The sequence below is a fragment of the Nitrospiria bacterium genome (assembly GCA_036397255.1).
Taxonomy (GTDB): Bacteria; Nitrospirota; Nitrospiria; order DASWJH01; family DASWJH01; genus DASWJH01.
Genome location: DASWJH010000014.1, coordinates 18,698 through 36,220 on the forward strand (window position 1 = coordinate 18,698; position 17,523 = coordinate 36,220).

16 protein-coding genes are annotated in these 17,523 nt (G+C 43.5%); 9 read left to right on the plus strand and 7 right to left on the minus strand.

Annotated features, from left to right (window positions below):
* Positions 1-19 precede the first annotated feature (19 nt).
* The 4 genes from VGB26_01970 to VGB26_01985 form a co-directional block, all read right to left on the minus strand.
* On the minus strand, positions 20-1,537 hold the full coding sequence (locus tag VGB26_01970) for a cytochrome ubiquinol oxidase subunit I (GenBank protein ID HEX9756551.1): 1,518 nt from the start codon (positions 1,535-1,537) through the stop codon (positions 20-22).
* Entirely contained in the window at positions 1,538-2,035 is a 498-nt protein-coding gene (locus VGB26_01975; GenBank protein HEX9756552.1) for a cytochrome c, read from the minus strand. It lies immediately after the preceding gene.
* Between the two features lie 443 nt (positions 2,036-2,478).
* Entirely contained in the window at positions 2,479-3,021 is a 543-nt protein-coding gene (locus VGB26_01980) for a carboxypeptidase-like regulatory domain-containing protein (protein HEX9756553.1), read from the minus strand.
* A 2-nt stretch (positions 3,022-3,023) separates the two neighbouring features.
* Positions 3,024-3,395 carry a CBS domain-containing protein gene (locus VGB26_01985; protein ID HEX9756554.1) on the minus strand — a complete coding sequence of 124 codons (372 nt, stop codon included), beginning with the start codon at positions 3,393-3,395 and terminating at the stop codon, positions 3,024-3,026.
* A 232-nt stretch (positions 3,396-3,627) separates the two neighbouring features.
* On the opposite strand from VGB26_01985, the gene VGB26_01990 reads away from it, so the two are divergent.
* The 7 genes from VGB26_01990 (at position 3,628) to VGB26_02020 (ending at position 11,547) form a co-directional block, all read left to right on the plus strand.
* Entirely contained in the window at positions 3,628-4,482 is an 855-nt protein-coding gene (locus VGB26_01990) for an NAD(+)/NADH kinase (GenBank protein HEX9756555.1), read from the plus strand.
* Positions 4,472-5,719: a two-component regulator propeller domain-containing protein gene (locus tag VGB26_01995; protein HEX9756556.1), complete on the plus strand. Its 1,248-nt coding sequence runs from the start codon at positions 4,472-4,474 to the stop codon at positions 5,717-5,719. The genes VGB26_01990 and VGB26_01995 overlap by 11 nt, the downstream gene beginning before the upstream one ends.
* A 195-nt stretch (positions 5,720-5,914) precedes the next feature.
* Complete coding sequence (galT, locus tag VGB26_02000; GenBank protein ID HEX9756557.1) at positions 5,915-6,913, plus strand: galactose-1-phosphate uridylyltransferase; 999 nt, start codon at positions 5,915-5,917, stop codon at positions 6,911-6,913.
* Between the two features lie 30 nt (positions 6,914-6,943).
* The gene (glgA, locus tag VGB26_02005; GenBank protein ID HEX9756558.1) at positions 6,944-8,371 is read left to right on the plus strand and encodes a glycogen synthase GlgA; all 1,428 of its coding nucleotides are present in this window, start codon (positions 6,944-6,946) and stop codon (positions 8,369-8,371) included.
* A 79-nt stretch (positions 8,372-8,450) separates the two neighbouring features.
* A complete protein-coding gene (locus VGB26_02010) occupies positions 8,451-9,773 on the plus strand; it encodes a class I SAM-dependent RNA methyltransferase (protein HEX9756559.1) in 1,323 nt (440 codons plus the stop codon).
* A 179-nt stretch (positions 9,774-9,952) separates the two neighbouring features.
* The gene (locus VGB26_02015) at positions 9,953-10,291 is read left to right on the plus strand and encodes a hypothetical protein (protein ID HEX9756560.1); all 339 of its coding nucleotides are present in this window, start codon (positions 9,953-9,955) and stop codon (positions 10,289-10,291) included.
* Between the two features lie 74 nt (positions 10,292-10,365).
* The gene (locus tag VGB26_02020) at positions 10,366-11,547 is read left to right on the plus strand and encodes a pyridoxal phosphate-dependent aminotransferase (protein ID HEX9756561.1); all 1,182 of its coding nucleotides are present in this window, start codon (positions 10,366-10,368) and stop codon (positions 11,545-11,547) included.
* A 137-nt stretch (positions 11,548-11,684) separates the two neighbouring features.
* Here the strand turns inward: VGB26_02020 and VGB26_02025 are convergent, their stop codons facing one another.
* Positions 11,685-13,463 carry an AAA family ATPase gene (locus VGB26_02025; GenBank protein ID HEX9756562.1) on the minus strand — a complete coding sequence of 593 codons (1,779 nt, stop codon included), beginning with the start codon at positions 13,461-13,463 and terminating at the stop codon, positions 11,685-11,687.
* Between the two features lie 464 nt (positions 13,464-13,927).
* Between VGB26_02025 and VGB26_02030 the strand changes: the two genes are divergently transcribed.
* Positions 13,928-15,559, plus strand: a complete 1,632-nt coding sequence (locus VGB26_02030; protein HEX9756563.1) for an AarF/ABC1/UbiB kinase family protein — start codon at positions 13,928-13,930, stop codon at positions 15,557-15,559.
* Between the two features lie 63 nt (positions 15,560-15,622).
* Complete coding sequence (locus VGB26_02035; protein HEX9756564.1) at positions 15,623-16,063, plus strand: hypothetical protein; 441 nt, start codon at positions 15,623-15,625, stop codon at positions 16,061-16,063.
* Between the two features lie 117 nt (positions 16,064-16,180).
* On the opposite strand, the gene VGB26_02040 is transcribed toward VGB26_02035, so the two are convergent.
* On the minus strand, positions 16,181-16,486 hold the full coding sequence (locus VGB26_02040) for a hypothetical protein (GenBank protein ID HEX9756565.1): 306 nt from the start codon (positions 16,484-16,486) through the stop codon (positions 16,181-16,183).
* A 121-nt stretch (positions 16,487-16,607) separates the two neighbouring features.
* A complete protein-coding gene (locus tag VGB26_02045; protein ID HEX9756566.1) occupies positions 16,608-17,330 on the minus strand; it encodes a septal ring lytic transglycosylase RlpA family protein in 723 nt (240 codons plus the stop codon).
* Positions 17,331-17,523 lie beyond the last annotated feature (193 nt).

Sequence of the window (17,523 nt, forward strand, 5' to 3'; positions counted from 1 at the left end):
TTTCAAGTCCTTCTTTTGATTATTTTGCCTTTGCTTCTCCGCCCACCTTAAGGCTCAACCAAATGGCCAATGTCACCACAGCAAAAAATACAAGGGTCAAAATGGTAATCAGAATACTGGAATAGGCCAGGGTAGGGGTAAAAGACTCCTCCGTAAAATCGGGAAGAATTAGATACACATGAAAATACTTTCGAACCAGGGAACGAACCGTTCCCATGAGACCCATGGTCCAAATAACCGATAGAGCAAGGAAAATCAATACAAACTGGGAAGTAAAATCGATCTTACCCCACTGAATGGTCCCTGTCCGAATGGCCCGGTTGTACAAGATATAGTTGACGATGGTCACCAAAACAATCAGGAGGGCAGCGGTATTTTTCGCGGGCATCAATGCTAGGAAACCCCATTCAGAGGGAAGCTCAGTCTCCTCTGTAGCCATAAACTGGGTAGCGGCAAACCCATGGGGGGTCATCCAAATGGCATTGCCCACCAACACAATGGCAAATCCCACTTTGACCACCGTCGTAAATCGTTCAGCCCCAGTGATCCGCTTCATGGAAAGCCAAATATAATAGTTACTGCCCAAGAAAATTAAACCCACCATGGCTCCTTGCATCTCAAAAAACATGGAAAGCTGATCCGCCATCATATAGGGCCCAATGGAGGCATCAAAATCAAAAAACTCCGCAGCGAGGATGTATCCAAACAGAGGAAGAAAGAGTAGTGCGCCTACCCCGATTAAATTTCCGATATAGCCCATCCAATCATAGTGGGCTTTTTCCTTCTCTGTTTTTGCAAACATGTACATATAAGCAGCAATTAGCCCAGTGATAAACCCACCAAACGTGATATTCCCAATGAGTCGGTGGAGGTTTAACGGCATCCAACTATGGTTATACATTAACTGCCAAACCGAAGCGGCGGTATCCACAAAGATCCGCCTGTCCATATCCAGCCCTTCGGGGACATCCGGGGGGGTATTCATAAATGAGGTAGGGCCGTCAATAGCAAAAAGTGTTACTGTTCCAATAATATTCAATAAGACCCCGATTGCAATATGACGCCCCTTTTTATCCCCTGACAAGGAATCCCACGTGTACACATAAAAATACAGGACAATGGTCTCTGCAATAAATAGGAGGGGGTATGCAATGGCAAAAATGGGAAAGAAAAGAGAGGTGAGCCAGGAAAAGAAATGAGGATAAAGGGCCAGGGCGATCATCACAAAAAGACCACCGGTTAAAGCTGTCATGCTATACAGTATGGCCGTCACCTTGATGACTTCTCTGGCAAGCCGGTCATACCGGAGATCTCCTTTCCTCTTTCCCAACCATTCACAGGTTACCGCAAAGATTGGGGCCCCCAAAATAAAAGCTGCAAAGAGGATATGAAGCTGCGCAGCAATCCAAACTGCTGTACGGTTTCCGATATACGGAAAATCAATCGGTTTGGGGTCAGGGGGTTGGGCATATACAACCCCTACCGCCAACACGGCAAAAACAGTTAACCCGCAAAATATTCCGGCCCACTTTTTCATTTATTTAGCCGATGCTGTTTCAGGAGTAAATTCAGTGGTGAAATCATCATGGGGCGATGGTGTTCCCCCATGAGAAAAAGCATGCTCGTAGGCCATAACCTTCCAAATCTCTTCCTCACTAAGCTTTTCTTTCCATGGTTTCATTTTCGTTCGGGGAACCCCTTCCGACACTCTCCAGAACCAGGCGCTGTCAGAATAGAGTTTCATCCGGTCTTGAACACGGAAATCCCTCGCCCCACGCTTGACCGGTTTTCCATCTTTACCATGGCAGCTTGCGCAATTCACATCTGGATTTTCTTCCCCAGTAAAGAGGAGCCTTCCTTTTTCAATAATTTCCGGGTCGGTCCACCACCCATCAGGCATATGCTTATCCGCATAAGCCGCAGGAACTGGGGGTGGAGGTTGAATAGGGCCTTCTCCTCCTCCAGAACAGCCCACACCAATGATCCCTGAAAAGAGGAAGATGGCACTTAAAACAAAAAATCTCATCGTCTTCATTCGCTTACACAGACTCCTTTCTTTAAAAGTTGTATTTTTTCTGAGGTTTAGTGGAGTTTTCTGTTTGACGAGGACACTTTTCCTTATAAATGAATTAAAATCTTATGCGCCTAGGGAAAGCATCATTGGGGTTTGGGAGGCTGAATTTTTTGTTAGTAACCCACCCACATCTACCGTGCACCCGCCTTCTCCATCATTCGCTATCAGACCTAACCAGATACCGCAATATCTTTTGTATTTAATGAGCCTGTTTTCCTCAAACAATTAAAAATATTTAAATGGATCATCTAAATTCCTCTTTAAAATTTAACCGAATTAAGATTCCCTCTTTATCCATCTGAAAGAGGTCGAAAAATATCATAGGGAAAAATAGATGTCAAGAAATTTTTAAGGAGAGAAAAAACGCGGGATTGATTTACCTAAAAAGGAATAAAAAGAATTGTTTAGGACTCTTTTTTAGAGGACTTTTTTTGCTTGTTTTGAGAAGGATTTTTCTTCTTTTTTAGAAATCCAAAGAAATAAACGACTCCGATTACCAATATCACCGCAATGGCATATAACCAAACCGGAATCTCTGTCTTTTTTTCAGGAACGCTTGCATCAAAATCGATTTGCACCCTTCGTTCCGTAGTCCGGTCGCTTGGATCAAAAGAAACGATGACTTCTTTTTTTTGCCCTACCGCGGAGACTTCAACCGTATCCCCTACATCCTCATTATGAAGATGAATAATAACATCATAATAACCATCCTTATTGGTGAAAACGGTGGAACCCGCCCCATTTCGCTTGGCCACCACGATAACCTTTCCATCCACCAAAGGGTTTCCCTGTTGATCTTTTATAGTTCCATATACTTTAAATCGATGGTCTATTTCATGGGTCGCCCATAATGAAATAGGAATCACAAAAAAGATTAAAAGGAAAAGACCCCCGAAACCCAGAGCTTTGTATCTGCTGAAAGTGGAGCGTTTATTTAAATGAAACATTTTTAAGAATCTTCCTCTTCGACAATATAGAGGGGGTGAAGCAAATCGCGGACAGACACAATTCCAACAATCTGATCCCCCTCGGTTACACCAAGATGACGCACACGATGTTGATCCATCAGATCATTGGCATCTACAACGGATTTTTCCGGTTCAATGGTCAATAACGGACTGCTCATTACATTCTCAACACGGGTTGCAGAAGCATCGGACCCGTTTGCGACGACTTTCTGGACAATATCCATTTCGGTTACGATCCCCAAAATCTCATGTTCCTTTCGAATCAGTAGACTTCCAATGCTTTTTTCTTTCATGAGTTGGGCTGCTTCTTGAACGGTTGTTCCAACTTTCACCTGAACAATTTGTTTTGTCATGATGCGTTTAACGGGAATCATAAGGCTATGGAAGAGGACCAATCCCGAGTTTAAAATCGAAGGATTGAAAGAATTTTCATTTAGAAAATATATAGCATGAAGGGTTATGATTGTCAAATGAGAAGTCTTTGAGATTTCAATCAAAATCTTAAAAACCAAATTTTATTGACATCTGATATTGCCTGAGAATATGATTTTAACGATGGTCATCAAGGGAGAAAACCAAAACCCCGTGAAAAAAATTGGAATCATTGTAAAACCCCAGGCCACCGGGGTCAAAGATATATTGAATTCCCTGGTTCAATGGCTTTCCGAACAGGGGAAGGAAGTTATCATTGACGAGGAAACCGCCCAATTGGGGGGTGGGCACTCACCTCACCCTAAATCAAAAATCCCATCCATGGTGGATTTGATAATTGTTTTGGGAGGGGATGGAACCCTGCTAGGGGTAGCGCGCTTAGCCGCCGGGTTTGACGTTCCGATTCTGGGTGCTAATTTTGGAGGGCTAGGCTTCTTAACCGAGGTCACCCTGGAAGAAATTCAGCCCATTCTTTTAAAGATTTTTACCAATAATTATGTGATCGATGAAAGGGTTTTACTTCAAATTCAAATTATGCGAAATGGAAAAAAGGTAGCGGAATCCAATGCGCTCAATGATATCGTTGTGAGCAAAGGAACATTGGTTCGAATGATTTCTTTAGAAATACGGACCAACGGGGATTTAATTACATCCATTCGAGGAGATGGCTTGATCGTTTCTACCCCAACGGGTTCCACCGCCTACTCCCTTTCTGCAGGAGGGCCTATCCTTCATCCCTCCGTGGAAGCCCTTCTGCTCACTCCCATTTCTCCCCATATGTTAACCAATCGCCCCGTGGTGATCCCATTGAGCGCAAGGGTGGAAGTCATATTAAAAACACAGGAAAAAGGCCCTCTGACCATAATCGACGGACAGGTAGGGTTCGAGCTTTTTCCAGGGGACCTCCTGGAAATTTCAAGGGGAAAGCATAGGGTTCAATTAGTCCGATCTCCGGAAAAAAATTATTATGAAGTTCTTCGAAAGAAACTTAAATGGGGTGAAGGCTAGGCTCCTTTCAACCCGGCTTTTAACCCTCTTCATTTTTTTATCTTTTTTAACTATTTTAACGGGATGTACCAATCAATCAAATACCACCCCTTCTGCCTCGCCTGAAAAAAATTCCAACCCCTCTAAGGAGTCTTTTCCCTCGGCTCCAGGCCCCAATGAGAATTCTGTTTCAGTATCCGTCGGGGGGGAAGAACCCTTTGAAGAAATGGAAGTTCCTCCCGGACACATTTTACCATGGACCAGTTGGGCCATCGGTGCTTTAATCCGGGGTCTTGCCCCTGATGGGGACAACCTATGGATCGGAACCACCAACGGCCTGATCCGATTTCATAAAAAGAATGAAAGCTACAAAGTATTTACCACCAAAGATGGTCTCATGAATAATATTATTGTTTCCATTTTAGTGGGTCCGGATGGGGGAAAGTGGATCGGAACTTACGGAGGGGGATTACAGTATTATGATGATGAACAGTGGCGGGTGTTTACCCCCTATGGGAGAGGCACAACCCATTATGGCCCCCAATGGGTCAGCTATTCCCCTGGGGAAGGACTGGGGGACTTATGGGTTTATTCGGCCCTTTTTGATCCAGGAGGAGTTCTTTGGGTGGCCACTTGGAAAGGCGTGAGTCGGTTCGATGGTAAGGTGTTTAAAACCCTCTCTACCGGAGATGGAATGGTAGATAAATGGGTTTACACCATTAACGTGGATCGGGATGGGTCACTTTGGTTTGGAACCGAAGGAGGGGTCAACCGTTATGACGGTAAAAATTGGGACGTGTGGACCCATCAGGACGGGTTAGGGGCAGTTGAGAGCCTCATACGAGAAGAAGAAAAAGGAGCCCCTCAACTCCCACAAGGGCACCATCTGCAGGAAGGGAAAGGGGCCTCCGGATATAACCCCAATTATATTGTGAGTTCGGTAATCGATCAAAAAGGAATAAAATGGTTTGGGACCTGGGGAGGAGGGTTAAGCCGATTTGATGGGAAAAAGTGGAAAAATTACACCACCCAGGATGGTTTAGCAGGAAATACGGTTAATGCCATTGCCTTGGATCCCAATGGAATCCTTTGGATCGGGACGAATAATGGGGTCAGCCGTTATGACGGAAAAAACTTTAAAACATTTCAAACCATGGACGGTTTGCTTTCCAACAGCGTTTTTGCTGTGGCCATTGATGAAGACGGAGCAAAATGGTTCGGAACCTATGGGGGAGTCAGCCGTTATACCGGGCCCTAGGAAAATCCCCAAGTAAAACCAGCTGATTCAAAAGCAACTTTCCTTGCAACATAACTCAGCCTCTTTCAAAAAAAAACTAAATAGTTTACACTAAATTTACCCTTCCCTTTTTTTCTTAAAAAAATCCTCCCACTCTACACTTCCAACGCGTTGCATTTTTTGGAACCCCGGTGTATATTTTTCTAAGGAGTCTAAATGCCTGAATTAAGAAAAGATCCCATCACCGGGAGATGGGTCATTATTTCATCGGAACGGGGAAAAAGGCCCTCCGATTTTCAGCCGGAACAAACAAAAGGAAAAAGTCTGTTTTGCCCTTTTTGCCCGGGAAATGAATCCTCCACCCCCCCTGAAATTCTTTCCTTTCGCGAAATAGGAAGTATCCCCAATGGCCCCGGCTGGAGCCTTCGCGTCGTTCCCAACAAATTCCCAGCGCTTCAAATTGAAGGGCAGCAGGACAAATCCGGCGAAGGCCTTTACGATAAAATGAACGGGATCGGGGCCCATGAAGTTATTATTGAAACCCCAGACCATCACACCTCATTGGCCAACCTTCCCTTAAAAAAAATTGAAGATATCTTTTGGGCCTACCGGGATCGAATAATGGATTTAACTAAAGATCAACGGTTTAAATATATCCTCATTTTCAAAAATGAGGGAGAGGTTGCAGGGGCGACACTGGAACACGGTCATTCACAACTCATTGCGCTTCCCATTGTTCCCCGGCAGGTTTCCGAAGAAATTGATGGGGCATCTCATTACTTTGAGTATAAAGAGCGATGCATTTTTTGTGATATTGTTCGGCAGGAACTAGATTCTGGGCGTCGGCTCATTGCAGAAAACAATCACTTCGTTGCTTTGACCCCTTTTGCCCCGCGATTTCCCTATGAGACCTGGATCCTTCCGAAAAGACACAGCGCAAGTTTTGAACACTCACAGTCCGCAGATTTTGAGAGCCTTGCAAAAATGATCAAATTGATTCTTTTAAAAATGGATAAAGTGTTGAATATTCCGCCTTACAATTTCATGATTCACACCTGCCCTATTAAAAACCACATTGAAGAGTTTTTTCATTGGCACATTGAAATTATTCCAAAACTGACCCGAATCGCTGGTTTTGAATGGGGATCCGGATTTTATATCAACCCCACCGCCCCCGAGGAAGCCTCTTCCTTTCTTCGAGAGGCCAACGTATAATCTCCCTTGATGAACCCAAAGAACATTCTAATGCTATCATCCGAGGTCTCTCCTTTTGCAAAAACGGGGGGTTTAGGAGATGTCCTGGGGTCGCTTCCTTTGGCCCTTCGGGAATTGGGTTTTGACGTGCGGATCATGATGCCCCGGTACCAAGGTATCCACCCTGACCATTACTCCCATTCCCCCATCATTCCTTCCCTTCCCATTTCAACCGGTGGAGATTCCATCACCACCCAGGTTTGGGAAGGACGCTTGGGTCAAACCCTTCCCGTTTATTTTATTGACGCCCCCGCCTATTTTCAACGTGAAGGATTTTACGGAGATTCCCAAGAAGATTATCCCGATAATGCAGAACGGTTTTCTTTTTTCAACCGAGCAGCACTGGAAATAACCCGTACCCTCTCTTTTATCCCTCATATTATCCATTGTCATGATTGGCAAACCGCCCTTGCACCGGTATACTTAAAATTCCTTTACCCCAAGGACCGTTTTTTTAAAGAAACCCGAACCGTTTTTACCATCCATAATTTGGGGTTCCAGGGGCTTTTTGAGGCTTCCCATTTTTCCAAACTGGGACTTCCCCCCGAACTGTTTTCACTTGAGGGTTTGGAGTTTTATGGAAAAATTAACTTGATGAAAGGGGGACTTCTTTTTGCCGATCATCTGACCACCGTCAGCCAAAATTATTGCCAAGAAATCCAAAAAAAACCCTTAGGAAGTGGTTTAGAAGGCGTCCTGAAAAAAAGGTCAAACGATTTGGTGGGAATCCTCAACGGAATCAATACCCAACAATGGAATCCCGAAACAGACCCAAACTTGAAAGAGCGTTATTATCCAAAAAACCTGACGGGAAAGATCATCAATAAAGAAGAACTGCAACGCCAGCATGGGTTCCCCATCAAAAAAAATACGCCGTTAATCGGAATGGTCACCCGCTTGACCCGACAAAAGGGACTGGACCTGATCACCGATGCAGTGGATGAACTGATGAAATTGGACCTACAGCTTATTATTTTAGGAGCAGGGGAAAAACAATACCAGAATTTTTTATTAAATTTATCGAAAAGATACCCTCAAAAAACCCAGGTGAGAATCGGGTTTCAAGAAACACTGGCCCGCCAAATTTATGCTGGGTGCGATTTCTTTCTAATGCCCTCCCTGTATGAACCTTGCGGAATCAGTCAATTAATCAGTCTACGTTACGGAACCATTCCTATTGTAAGAAAAACAGGAGGTTTGGCAGACACGGTAAAAGAATTTAATCCCATTACCGGAAAAGGGCATGGCTTTTTATTCAACCATTACGAAAAGGAGAGTCTGTTAGCCACCCTCAATCAGGCATTGGACTGTTATAAAAACCCCCAACATCGAAAAAAACTCATTTTGAATGCCATGAAGTTGGACTTTTCCTGGAAAGCCTCCGCCCTCCTCTACAGGCAATTGTATGAAAAATTTTAGAGAAACCAAAGGTTGAAATTACAATAGGGGATCCGAAGGATTCTCTCCTCCCCTCAATGGACCCAATTTAATAAAAAAAATGGAACCTTCAACCCCACATTCCCCAGAACCCTTAGACACCTTTGAGATCCACATTGAGAAGTTGGTGGAAGGGGGGATGGGATTGGGCTATTTAAACGGGAAGGTGGTCTTTGTCCCCTGGACCCTCCCCGGTGAAAAAATTGAAATAAAACCAAACGACGGTCAAAAAGATTATATTAAAGCAAACCCAAGCCGGATACTCTCCCCCTCTCCCCACCGAATAAAACCCCCGTGCTCGTTCTACCAGGTATGCGGGGGATGTAATCTTCAACACATGGATTACACCCATCAGACCATTGAAAAAACCAACATTTTCAAGGAAACACTTTACAGAATTGGTAAGATTAGTCCTTCTCTCATCTTCCCCACGGTGTGCTCTAAACGCCCTTATTTTTATCGAAATCGGTGCCAGCTCCGGGTCCGTTTCCATGAGGGACGGAACCTTCTGGGTTACAACGAATTCCACACCCATCGCATTGTTCCGATAGAGGAATGTTTACTTTTGGAACCCCCGCTCAATGAAACCCTCAAAACCTTATCCCATACCTTTTCAGGCGCCTTGGCCATTCCCAATCTTCGGAGGATTCACATTCAATTTTCTTCCTCGGAAAAACAATTTTTGCTGTCACTTTATTCAGTAGGCCCCCTTTCCTTTCCCTTAAAACGCATCTATGACGCGCTCCGTTCTAATCTCCCGTTGAAAGGACTCATTGCTTACTCCTCCTCAGGCAGGCAAGTCCTCGGTTTGGATTTCCTTTTTCACCAATTGGGAACCTTTTCCTTCCGGGCAGGAGACCGAACCTTTGTTCAAATCCATTGGGAGCTTAATCACCTGTTGGTTGACCTCCTTTTAAAATGGATGTCCCCTTTGGCCGGAAAAAAGGTTCTGGAATTGTATTCCGGAATGGGAAATTTTTCACTTCCTCTTGCCCAGGAGGGGGCCACGGTTACCGGTTTGGATGAAAACCCCCACGCCATTCAGGATGCAATCCAAAACGCCAAACAAAATCAGGTTGAATCTTGCCGGTTCCAGCCTGCAAACTTATATTACGGCCTCCCAAAAAAACAGGATATTCCCAGAGAAGTGGATGCCCTCCTGGTGGACCCACCCCGGGAAGGCCTTTCCAAAAAGCTATGTCAGGATATTTTAGCCTTAGCTCCCCCGAGTATCGTTTACATTTCTTGTTCTCCATCTACATTGGCCCGGGATCTCCATCTTTTGACCCAAAATCATTTCCGCATAAAAAGGATACAACCCGTTGATCTTTTTCCCCAGACCCCGCATTTGGAGGCCATCGCTCATTTAGAACGAAAAGGATAGTCCCTTTTGAACTCATTGGGAAAACAGAATGAGCCAAAGAGGTCCATCGAAGAAAAAAATAAAACAAAACCGAATTTTCTAAGGGATGACACGGGAAAGGAAACTATGGTATATTGCAGATTGTAAGATTTTAATGAGTATAAACGAACCAATAGAAATGTTTTCAATGGAGTTCAAAAATGACGGTTCAGGAATTAGTAAATCGGTTTCCCGAAATCCCACAGGATCTTCACAACGAACCTGTTTTGGCCCAATTTGCCGAAGCCTGTGATGAAATTCTCAGAAAAGCACAAAAACCCAGTGCTTGTTCCACTGAACATGATGCCGGAAACCAATTTTACTTAAAACTCATTGGTCCTTTATCGATCTACCGATATGGCCTCTCAACACGGGAAAAGGTTCTGAGCCAATTGCAGGAGATCCTCGATCACCAAAAAACAGACCCAGAAGGTTTTTCGGAACGCCTTCTCACCCCAGATACGGTGGATAAAGAGGTCAAAGGGCCCGGTTGCTCTTAAACTCTATAAAACACCCTCGGGTAAGGGTCAAACCGGTATTTCTTCCTCTTTAAGATTGGCCCTCCAAACCGTTCATGTTTTCTCAATTTGCCTCTACATTTTGCCAAGACATCAATCCTCTCTATCGTGAATACCATCGGATGGTGGCCCAGGGTGAAACCATTATCGATCTGATATCGGGTAATGTAAGCCATCAAAACCTCTTTTATCCCCAAAAGACCTTAAAAAAGATCCTGGCCAAAGCCACTCATCGGGCCAAACGCTACCACCCTCACCCCTTAGGTCAGGCTATGGCACGAAAAGCGGTTTGTGATTTTTATCTTTCTAAAGGAATTGAATTTGATTTAAACCATATTCTTCTCACCCCAGGGACTAGCATTTCCTACTGGTACTGCTTTCAGCTTTTGGCCAACCCGGGGGATGAAATTCTTTGCCCAAAACCCTCCTATCCTCTATTTGAATACATTGCCGCCTTATGCGGGATCCGTTTGACTTATTATCCCCTGCATTTGGATCCGGACCACCCCATTGCTATGGAAGAGGTGGAAGCCCAAATCACCTCAAAAAGCCGGGCGATCATCCTCATTTCACCCCACAATCCCACCGGAATTGTTTTCAACCAAAACGGTTTGGAAAAAATAGCCACGTTGGCTAAGCAGCATCAGCTTCCCCTTATTTCAGATGAGGTATTCAGTGAGTTTCTTTTTGACCGATCCCACCTTCCAAGAGCTGCCGCTACCCAGGCACCCCTGGTTTTTACCCTCAATGGCTTTTCCAAAATGTTTGCCCTGCCCGGACTCAAAATAGGGTGGATGGTAGTGTCGGGAAAAAGGTCTTTAGTTGAAAAAACAGTGAAAACATTGGAAATGATATCGGACACCTTTCTCCCGGTGGGGGAGGTTCAACAATTCGCGGTCCGCGACATTTTCAGGGAGGGGAAAACATTTTTAAAAAATTTCACAAAAGAGATCCAAAAACGTCGTAATTTAACCCTCAAGATCCTTTCCCGATTTCCTCACCTTTGTCCTTTCCCCCCTCAAGGGGGTTTTTATTTAACCATAAAATTAAAAAAACAGTGGAAGCAAGCCAACCCTGACCAGTGGGTGCTTGACCTCCTTACCCAAAAGCGAATTTTAATTCACCCGGGTTACTTTTATGATATGGAACCCTTTCACCTGGTCACCAGCTTCGTATCGCGTCCCATGATTTTAAGGAAAGCGCTTCAGGGAATGGGTGATTATTTTTTAGAGAAGTGAAGGGGAAATCAGCTCTTAAAGGCCTTGGAGGTGGGTTATTGGTGATCTGAAATTTCTGGGTTTTGAAACTGAATGTAGGGGGGAAATCCGGTTTTTGAACCAGGTTAAAAGTGGAATAAAAATCCGTCTCATTGAACTTATCCAGCATCATTGAAGACCAAGTTGGGTGACTCTGGTTCATCCTTCGGATCAGTGACCAAAGGTTTTTCCAATGAGGGGGCTCTATTTCCAAGGATCTTTTTGGTTAAAAAAAGAGCCGTTTCCTCTCCAAAATCCCCATTTTCTGGAAGCCCCAATTCTTTTTGAATCTTAAAAATCGCTTCCATGGTAAACCACCCGAATTGTCCATCTACCTTTGCTGTATAAAACCCTTCTTTTTTTAACCAATTCTGAAGATTGGCCACATGGGGGCCTTGATCTCCTATGCCCAAGGGAAACATGATTCCCCGAAGCGGCTGCCAAAGGATTTCTCCCTGACTTCCCCAACGGTTTTTCAGCTCCTGTAACGACAACTGCTCCTTTCCACGAATCGGATTCAACACTATAACCTCTCCCCCTGCAATATGTCGTAATACAACGGTTTGTTCCCTTCCTTCCCGATTCAGGGTTAGAATTACGGGTTGATCCAGAATTTGAATCCAATCCCATTTCAAAGGTATAACGGTTCTTTCAAAACCAAAATGCGCCAGTAACCCTTGTAGGTCCGAACCCCACCCCAGGGCACTCTCTAGAAAAAGGTCCGTGTAAAAGCGGGAGTCCCATAATGCCATTAGTGTGATCCAGGAAGCAAACCGGGTATTTTCCAAACTATTTTCTCTAAAAATTCCGTTGGAATCCCATCGACTGTCCCCGGTCATGGGGGAAAAAGAAGAAATTTCCTGGAGGTGTCCCCCTCCACCGGGTTTGAAAATGTCCTCTTGAATATTCTCCTCCGAAGATAAAATCCGAATGTCCTGAAAGGGTTGGATCACCTTTTTTGGAATAGCAAAACCACCTAATTTAAAGTTAGAAAGTTCCATAAAATTTTCCCCGTTTCCTAAAAAAGGAATGGAAAGAAGGAGGAAACAGGCCGCCACCCCGAAAGCAGGAAGAAAAACTTTTTTGAATTTTTGGCTTTTTTCCCTTTCGATGAATTTCCTCTTTTTTCTTTTTTCCGAGTCAGGGGAATAGACCTTCGTGACTAAACCCTTTAATTCGGATGCGGCTTCTTTGACCATATCCCTTGAGATTATGTGACTCTCCGAAACATAAGCGGCCAGCAAGGCTTTATCACAAAATATGTTGATTAAACGGGGAATACCCCCTGTCAGTCGATGAATATCCTGAACCGCTTCGGGCGTAAAGTATGCCCTTTCTCGGCCATTCACAATTTTCAATCGATACGCAATGTATCCATCCACTTCCCCTTCGTTTAAAGGAAGGAGGTGATACCGAAGGGCAATTCTTTGATTGAGTTGCCTCAATTCGGTTTGGTGCAACTTTTCCCGGAGTTCGGGTTGCCCGACCAAAAGGATTTGGAGGAGTTTTTCATTTTCAGTTTCAAGATTGGAAAGCATTCGGATTTCTTCCAAGCATTGAACGGTCAGATTTTGGGCTTCATCAATGATCAAAACCGCATTTCCACCTCTTCCAATTTCCTTAAGTAAAAATTGGTTGAGGTCATCCACCAGTTCTTTTTTGGATGATTGATTTCCCGCTAAACCAAAATCTTGATTCACGGACTTGAGTAGTTCAAGGGTGGAAAGGTTCGGGTTAAAAATCAAAGAGGTTTTAACGTGGGAACCCAAATGATCCAATAAAAGGCGGCAAAGGGTCGTTTTCCCAGTTCCCACCTCTCCGGTAATTAAAACAAAACCTTTTCGTTGCTGGATTCCATAGGTCACATGGGAAAAGGCTTCCTGATGGTTTTTGCTCAAATAAAAAAACCGGGGATTAGGGGTAATCTGAAATGGGAGTTGGGAAAACTGGAAAAAGGTTTGGTACATTTTTTAAAATGGCCTAAATTTTATTTTTTATTGGGAATGGGAAAACGGTCATACCCCTCCTCTAGAAGGGTCCTCAACCGGTTTTCTCTGGAAAAAGGGAAACACCCAGCATTTTCCCAATCCTTATAATAATACCCCAAATCCTAAAATACGACAAAATATCACAAAAGGGACCAAAAATTGCCATTCTCGCCATTTTCTTCAAATGGTTCCCTAAGGCTTCCCGCTGGTTTCCCACGCCTTACCCCAGAGGTGCTGAAGACAGGAAACCCTTCTTTAGAAGGTCGCCAACACATCCTAAGGGTTAAACCCGATTGATTGACATTCCCCCACCCCTCCCTTAAAGTTTATTTAGGTAGAAAATATAAAATCTTGAAACGGATGGATGTATGTTCATGAGCAATCTCTCCCTTCATGGGAGAATGATTCATATTCTGTATCTCACCTTCAATATATTATTCAGTTATCAATTTCATTTTATCTTCTTTTTCTTTACACATAGCGAAAAGAGACGCGTCCGTTTAAGCCAACTTCATCGCCGCAAAGCCCAGCAACTGCGGGAAACCGCTCTCAAACTCAAAGGGGTATTAGTCAAAATTGGCCAATTTATGAGTACGCGGGTTGATCTTCTGCCCCCGGAGTACACACAAGAGCTGGCCTTACTTCAGGATCAAGTTCCTCCACAAGATTTCCCAGGAATTGCCAATCGCATTCAAATAGAACTGGGAAAGGACATTTCACACACCTTTTCCCGATTTAATGAAGAACCGATAGCGGCTGCCTCCCTTGGACAGGTTCATGAGGCCTGGCTCATGGATGGGCGTCACGTGGCGGTAAAGGTCCAATATTTGGGAATTGAGGAAATTGTTAAAACCGATCTGAAAGCCATTCGGTGGGTTACTCTTATACTTCAATGGCGTTTTAAGAAAGTGCGTTTTAATCTTCTTTACAATGAATTTTCCAGACTCCTAAAAGAAGAACTTAATTATATCCAGGAAGGTCGTAACGCAGACCATTTCGGAAAAAACTTTAAAGATGATCCCAGAATTATCGTTCCGAGGGTGATTTGGGAACATACCACCTCCCATGTCCTCACCCTAGAATTTGTGGATGGCGTCAAGATTAATGACCTCGATGGGTTAATGGCCCAAGGAATGGACACCAAAAGCATTGCCCAGCTTTTGGTAGAGTGCTATATGAAACAAATCCTCCAACACCATTTCTTCCATGGAGACCCCCATCCCGGAAATATTTTTGTTCAACCAGGACCCTGCCTGGTTTTTGTCGATTTTGGCCTGGTTCAAAAAATAACCCCATCTATTGATAAGGCAATAAAACAAACCGTGATGGCCATCATCCAACGGGATACAGAAGCCATCATTCAAGGATTAATGGATCTGGGTTTCATTGTGCGCACGGAAAACCCTTCGGATTTGGAACAAGTGGCCTCTTATTTTATGGAAAAGTACAGAGATATGTCTCCAAGGGAATTTCGGGAAATTACAGTGGCCCATGTTGCTGAGGATCTTTCGAAACTTTTACGAGTCCATTCATTTTTACAAATACCCAACCATTTTATTTTATTTGCGAGAACGGCCGGAATGTTGAATGGAATCAACATGGGATTGAACCCTGATCTTAACATGGTTGAACTCGCGAAGCCGTTTGCGCAGGAATATATTAAAGGAGAAAACGATTGGGTCGAAAATATTCTGATTCAAGGTAAAGATTGGGGTTCGACTCTTTACCACCTTCCTAGACAATTAGAGGACTTTTTAAAACAGGCCCGCCGGGGCGAGTTTAAAACAAAAATGACCTCTGAAGATGTAACGGGAATTTTAGGTAAAATTTATAAATTAGGACTCCGTTTGGTACTGGGCCTCATGGCGTTTCTTTTCCTCCTTCTACCCACAATCACACATGACCTTTTTTCCCAACAATTTCAAAATCTTCTCGGTTTGATGGGAATGATCCTATTGATCCCCATTACATTTTCCCTCATAATGGATCTCTTTAAAAAATCTTAAAACAACCCAATGAGATCTTAGTGGTGAACCCATTTGAAAAAATACGAAGAGGAGAGTCAAACAATGCTTAAAGTTTTAGGAGTTCTTTTTATGATTTTGTTAACCTTTGGAGGGGGGTTTTACCTAGGCAGCAACCGTCTTGGAGAGATATCCAATTCCCTAATTGGTTTTAAAAAGGAAATGGGCAAAAAGACCTCGGTCCTAGAAAAAGAAATCAACAAACTTCGCCTTCGAATGACACTCGTTGAAATCCGAAATCATTTAAATAACTCTATGGAAGAACACCGAAAAAGAAATTTTGGGAACGCCCAGGGGGAAATCAAAGAAGCCCAAACAAAATTAGAGAAATCCATTCAACTGGCAGACGAAACCTTGAAGGTAAACCTAATTAAAATAAGCAACCAATTATCCACCCTTGAGACTAAAGCAGCCATGGCTGATTCCAGGGTCATTGCAAAAATCGATAAAATGAGGGAAAAAGTAAGCCAATTAATTGATGAATAAATCCGGAGGGTTACCCAAAAGAAAACTACCTTCAAATTGCTCAATTTTCCTTTTTCCTGGAATCATCGGGAGTAGAAAAACGACCTTTATCTACTGAATGAATTTCTTTTTGTTTTTTTAACCTTTTTCACCTGACTCCTTTTTCTCCTCCTGAGCTTCCTCTTTTGCCTCTGCTATGGCCTCGCCCTGGGGTTCTCTTTGAACTTCAACTTTTGAATCCAATTTAGCCTCTACCTTAGGATCCTTTTTTTCCTCAACCGCTTGAGCCAATAACACTCTTCGCCGTCTCTGTTTTCTTTTCAATTCCTTTCGGAGATTTCTGAGGGCAAGATCAATTTTGAAATTCTCTGTTCCCTTTCGACGATCACCTACTTCTTTTTTTAATTTTTGAATTCCTTTTTCCAAAATTTGAACCGTTTGCATTGCTATTTCCCCTTTTTTTTATTTTACATTGTCCCAAGAAAATAGGACCCTCTTTCACCCATTAAACCTGATTCCCACGACAAAAAGAACCTTAATAAAAATAAAAAAAAAATTCCAGTTTCTAATTTTGGGTTAAGGTTACAAAGGGCTCTAAACCTTGATGCCGGATGAGCTTCCTCGCCATGCGATGTGCCTCTTGAGAGGTTTCAAATTTCCCCACCCTAACCCTAAAAAATTTCCCCTCCTGGTTCTCAAAGGGTTCAACCACCACCGGATCATACCATTTTAGAAGCCTTTTTTTCAATTGTTCTGCACTACGGGAAGTCCTGAGGGATGCCACCTGTATGGTAAAGTTTTGTTCGTAAAGGTCAGGGGTACCCTTGTCCCTCTTAGGGTGAAAAACCTCGACTCTAACAGGTGCTATCCCAGTTTCGACCATTCCTAATTCCCTCGCTGCCCCGTAGGATAAATCTAAAAACCTTCCACGGACGAAGGGGCCACGATCATTAATTTTGACCTTCACACTTTTCCCCGAGGTTTGATGGGTCACTTTTAAAAAGGTTCCGAAGGGAAGAGAACGATGGGCTGCGGTTAAACCGTACATGTTATAAATCTCACCATTGGCTGTCTTACGTCCATGAAACTTTCCCCCATACCAGGATGCCATCCCCTTCTGCCGAAAGGAGGGATCCTTATCCTGTTGCAACCCTGCACAGGCGGATAAAGAAAAACCAAATAAAAAACAAAGACCTATAAAAAACAGAGAATTTCCATTTTTCTTAAATTCTCTGGTATTTTTAAAAAATAATTTAAAAGGGTCAACTGATTTTGTACCTCCTGCCATGGATTCATCCCTCACGTGGTTTGGTTATGGATTGAGTAAAAGGAAATAATATAATTGGGTCTTCGTGTAATCGAGTGGGTAAAAATTGTTAAAAAGTGTTTAAGGTCCATACAGGGCAAGGGTCAAGTCAAAGTCATTCTGTGGTTGAAGCCTTTGAAGTATTAGAGGTTCCTGCAAAATCCAGTTCGTCATT

What these genes read in the sequence shown, in the direction of transcription:
- VGB26_01970 (HEX9756551.1), bottom strand. Translation starts at nt 1,537, where the DNA reads ATGAAAAAGTGGGCCGGAATATTTTGCGGGTTAACTGTTTTTGCCGTG.
- VGB26_01975 (HEX9756552.1), bottom strand. Translation starts at nt 2,035, where the DNA reads ATGAAGACGATGAGATTTTTTGTTTTAAGTGCCATCTTCCTCTTTTCA.
- VGB26_01980 (HEX9756553.1), bottom strand. Translation starts at nt 3,021, where the DNA reads ATGTTTCATTTAAATAAACGCTCCACTTTCAGCAGATACAAAGCTCTG.
- VGB26_01985 (HEX9756554.1), bottom strand. Translation starts at nt 3,395, where the DNA reads ATGACAAAACAAATTGTTCAGGTGAAAGTTGGAACAACCGTTCAAGAA.
- galT (HEX9756557.1), top strand. Translation starts at nt 5,915, where the DNA reads ATGCCTGAATTAAGAAAAGATCCCATCACCGGGAGATGGGTCATTATT.
- glgA (HEX9756558.1), top strand. Translation starts at nt 6,944, where the DNA reads ATGCTATCATCCGAGGTCTCTCCTTTTGCAAAAACGGGGGGTTTAGGA.
- VGB26_02010 (HEX9756559.1), top strand. Translation starts at nt 8,451, where the DNA reads ATGGAACCTTCAACCCCACATTCCCCAGAACCCTTAGACACCTTTGAG.
- VGB26_02015 (HEX9756560.1), top strand. Translation starts at nt 9,953, where the DNA reads ATGACGGTTCAGGAATTAGTAAATCGGTTTCCCGAAATCCCACAGGAT.
- VGB26_02020 (HEX9756561.1), top strand. Translation starts at nt 10,366, where the DNA reads ATGTTTTCTCAATTTGCCTCTACATTTTGCCAAGACATCAATCCTCTC.
- VGB26_02030 (HEX9756563.1), top strand. Translation starts at nt 13,928, where the DNA reads ATGAGCAATCTCTCCCTTCATGGGAGAATGATTCATATTCTGTATCTC.
- VGB26_02035 (HEX9756564.1), top strand. Translation starts at nt 15,623, where the DNA reads ATGCTTAAAGTTTTAGGAGTTCTTTTTATGATTTTGTTAACCTTTGGA.
- VGB26_02040 (HEX9756565.1), bottom strand. Translation starts at nt 16,486, where the DNA reads ATGCAAACGGTTCAAATTTTGGAAAAAGGAATTCAAAAATTAAAAAAA.
- VGB26_02045 (HEX9756566.1), bottom strand. Translation starts at nt 17,330, where the DNA reads ATGGCAGGAGGTACAAAATCAGTTGACCCTTTTAAATTATTTTTTAAA.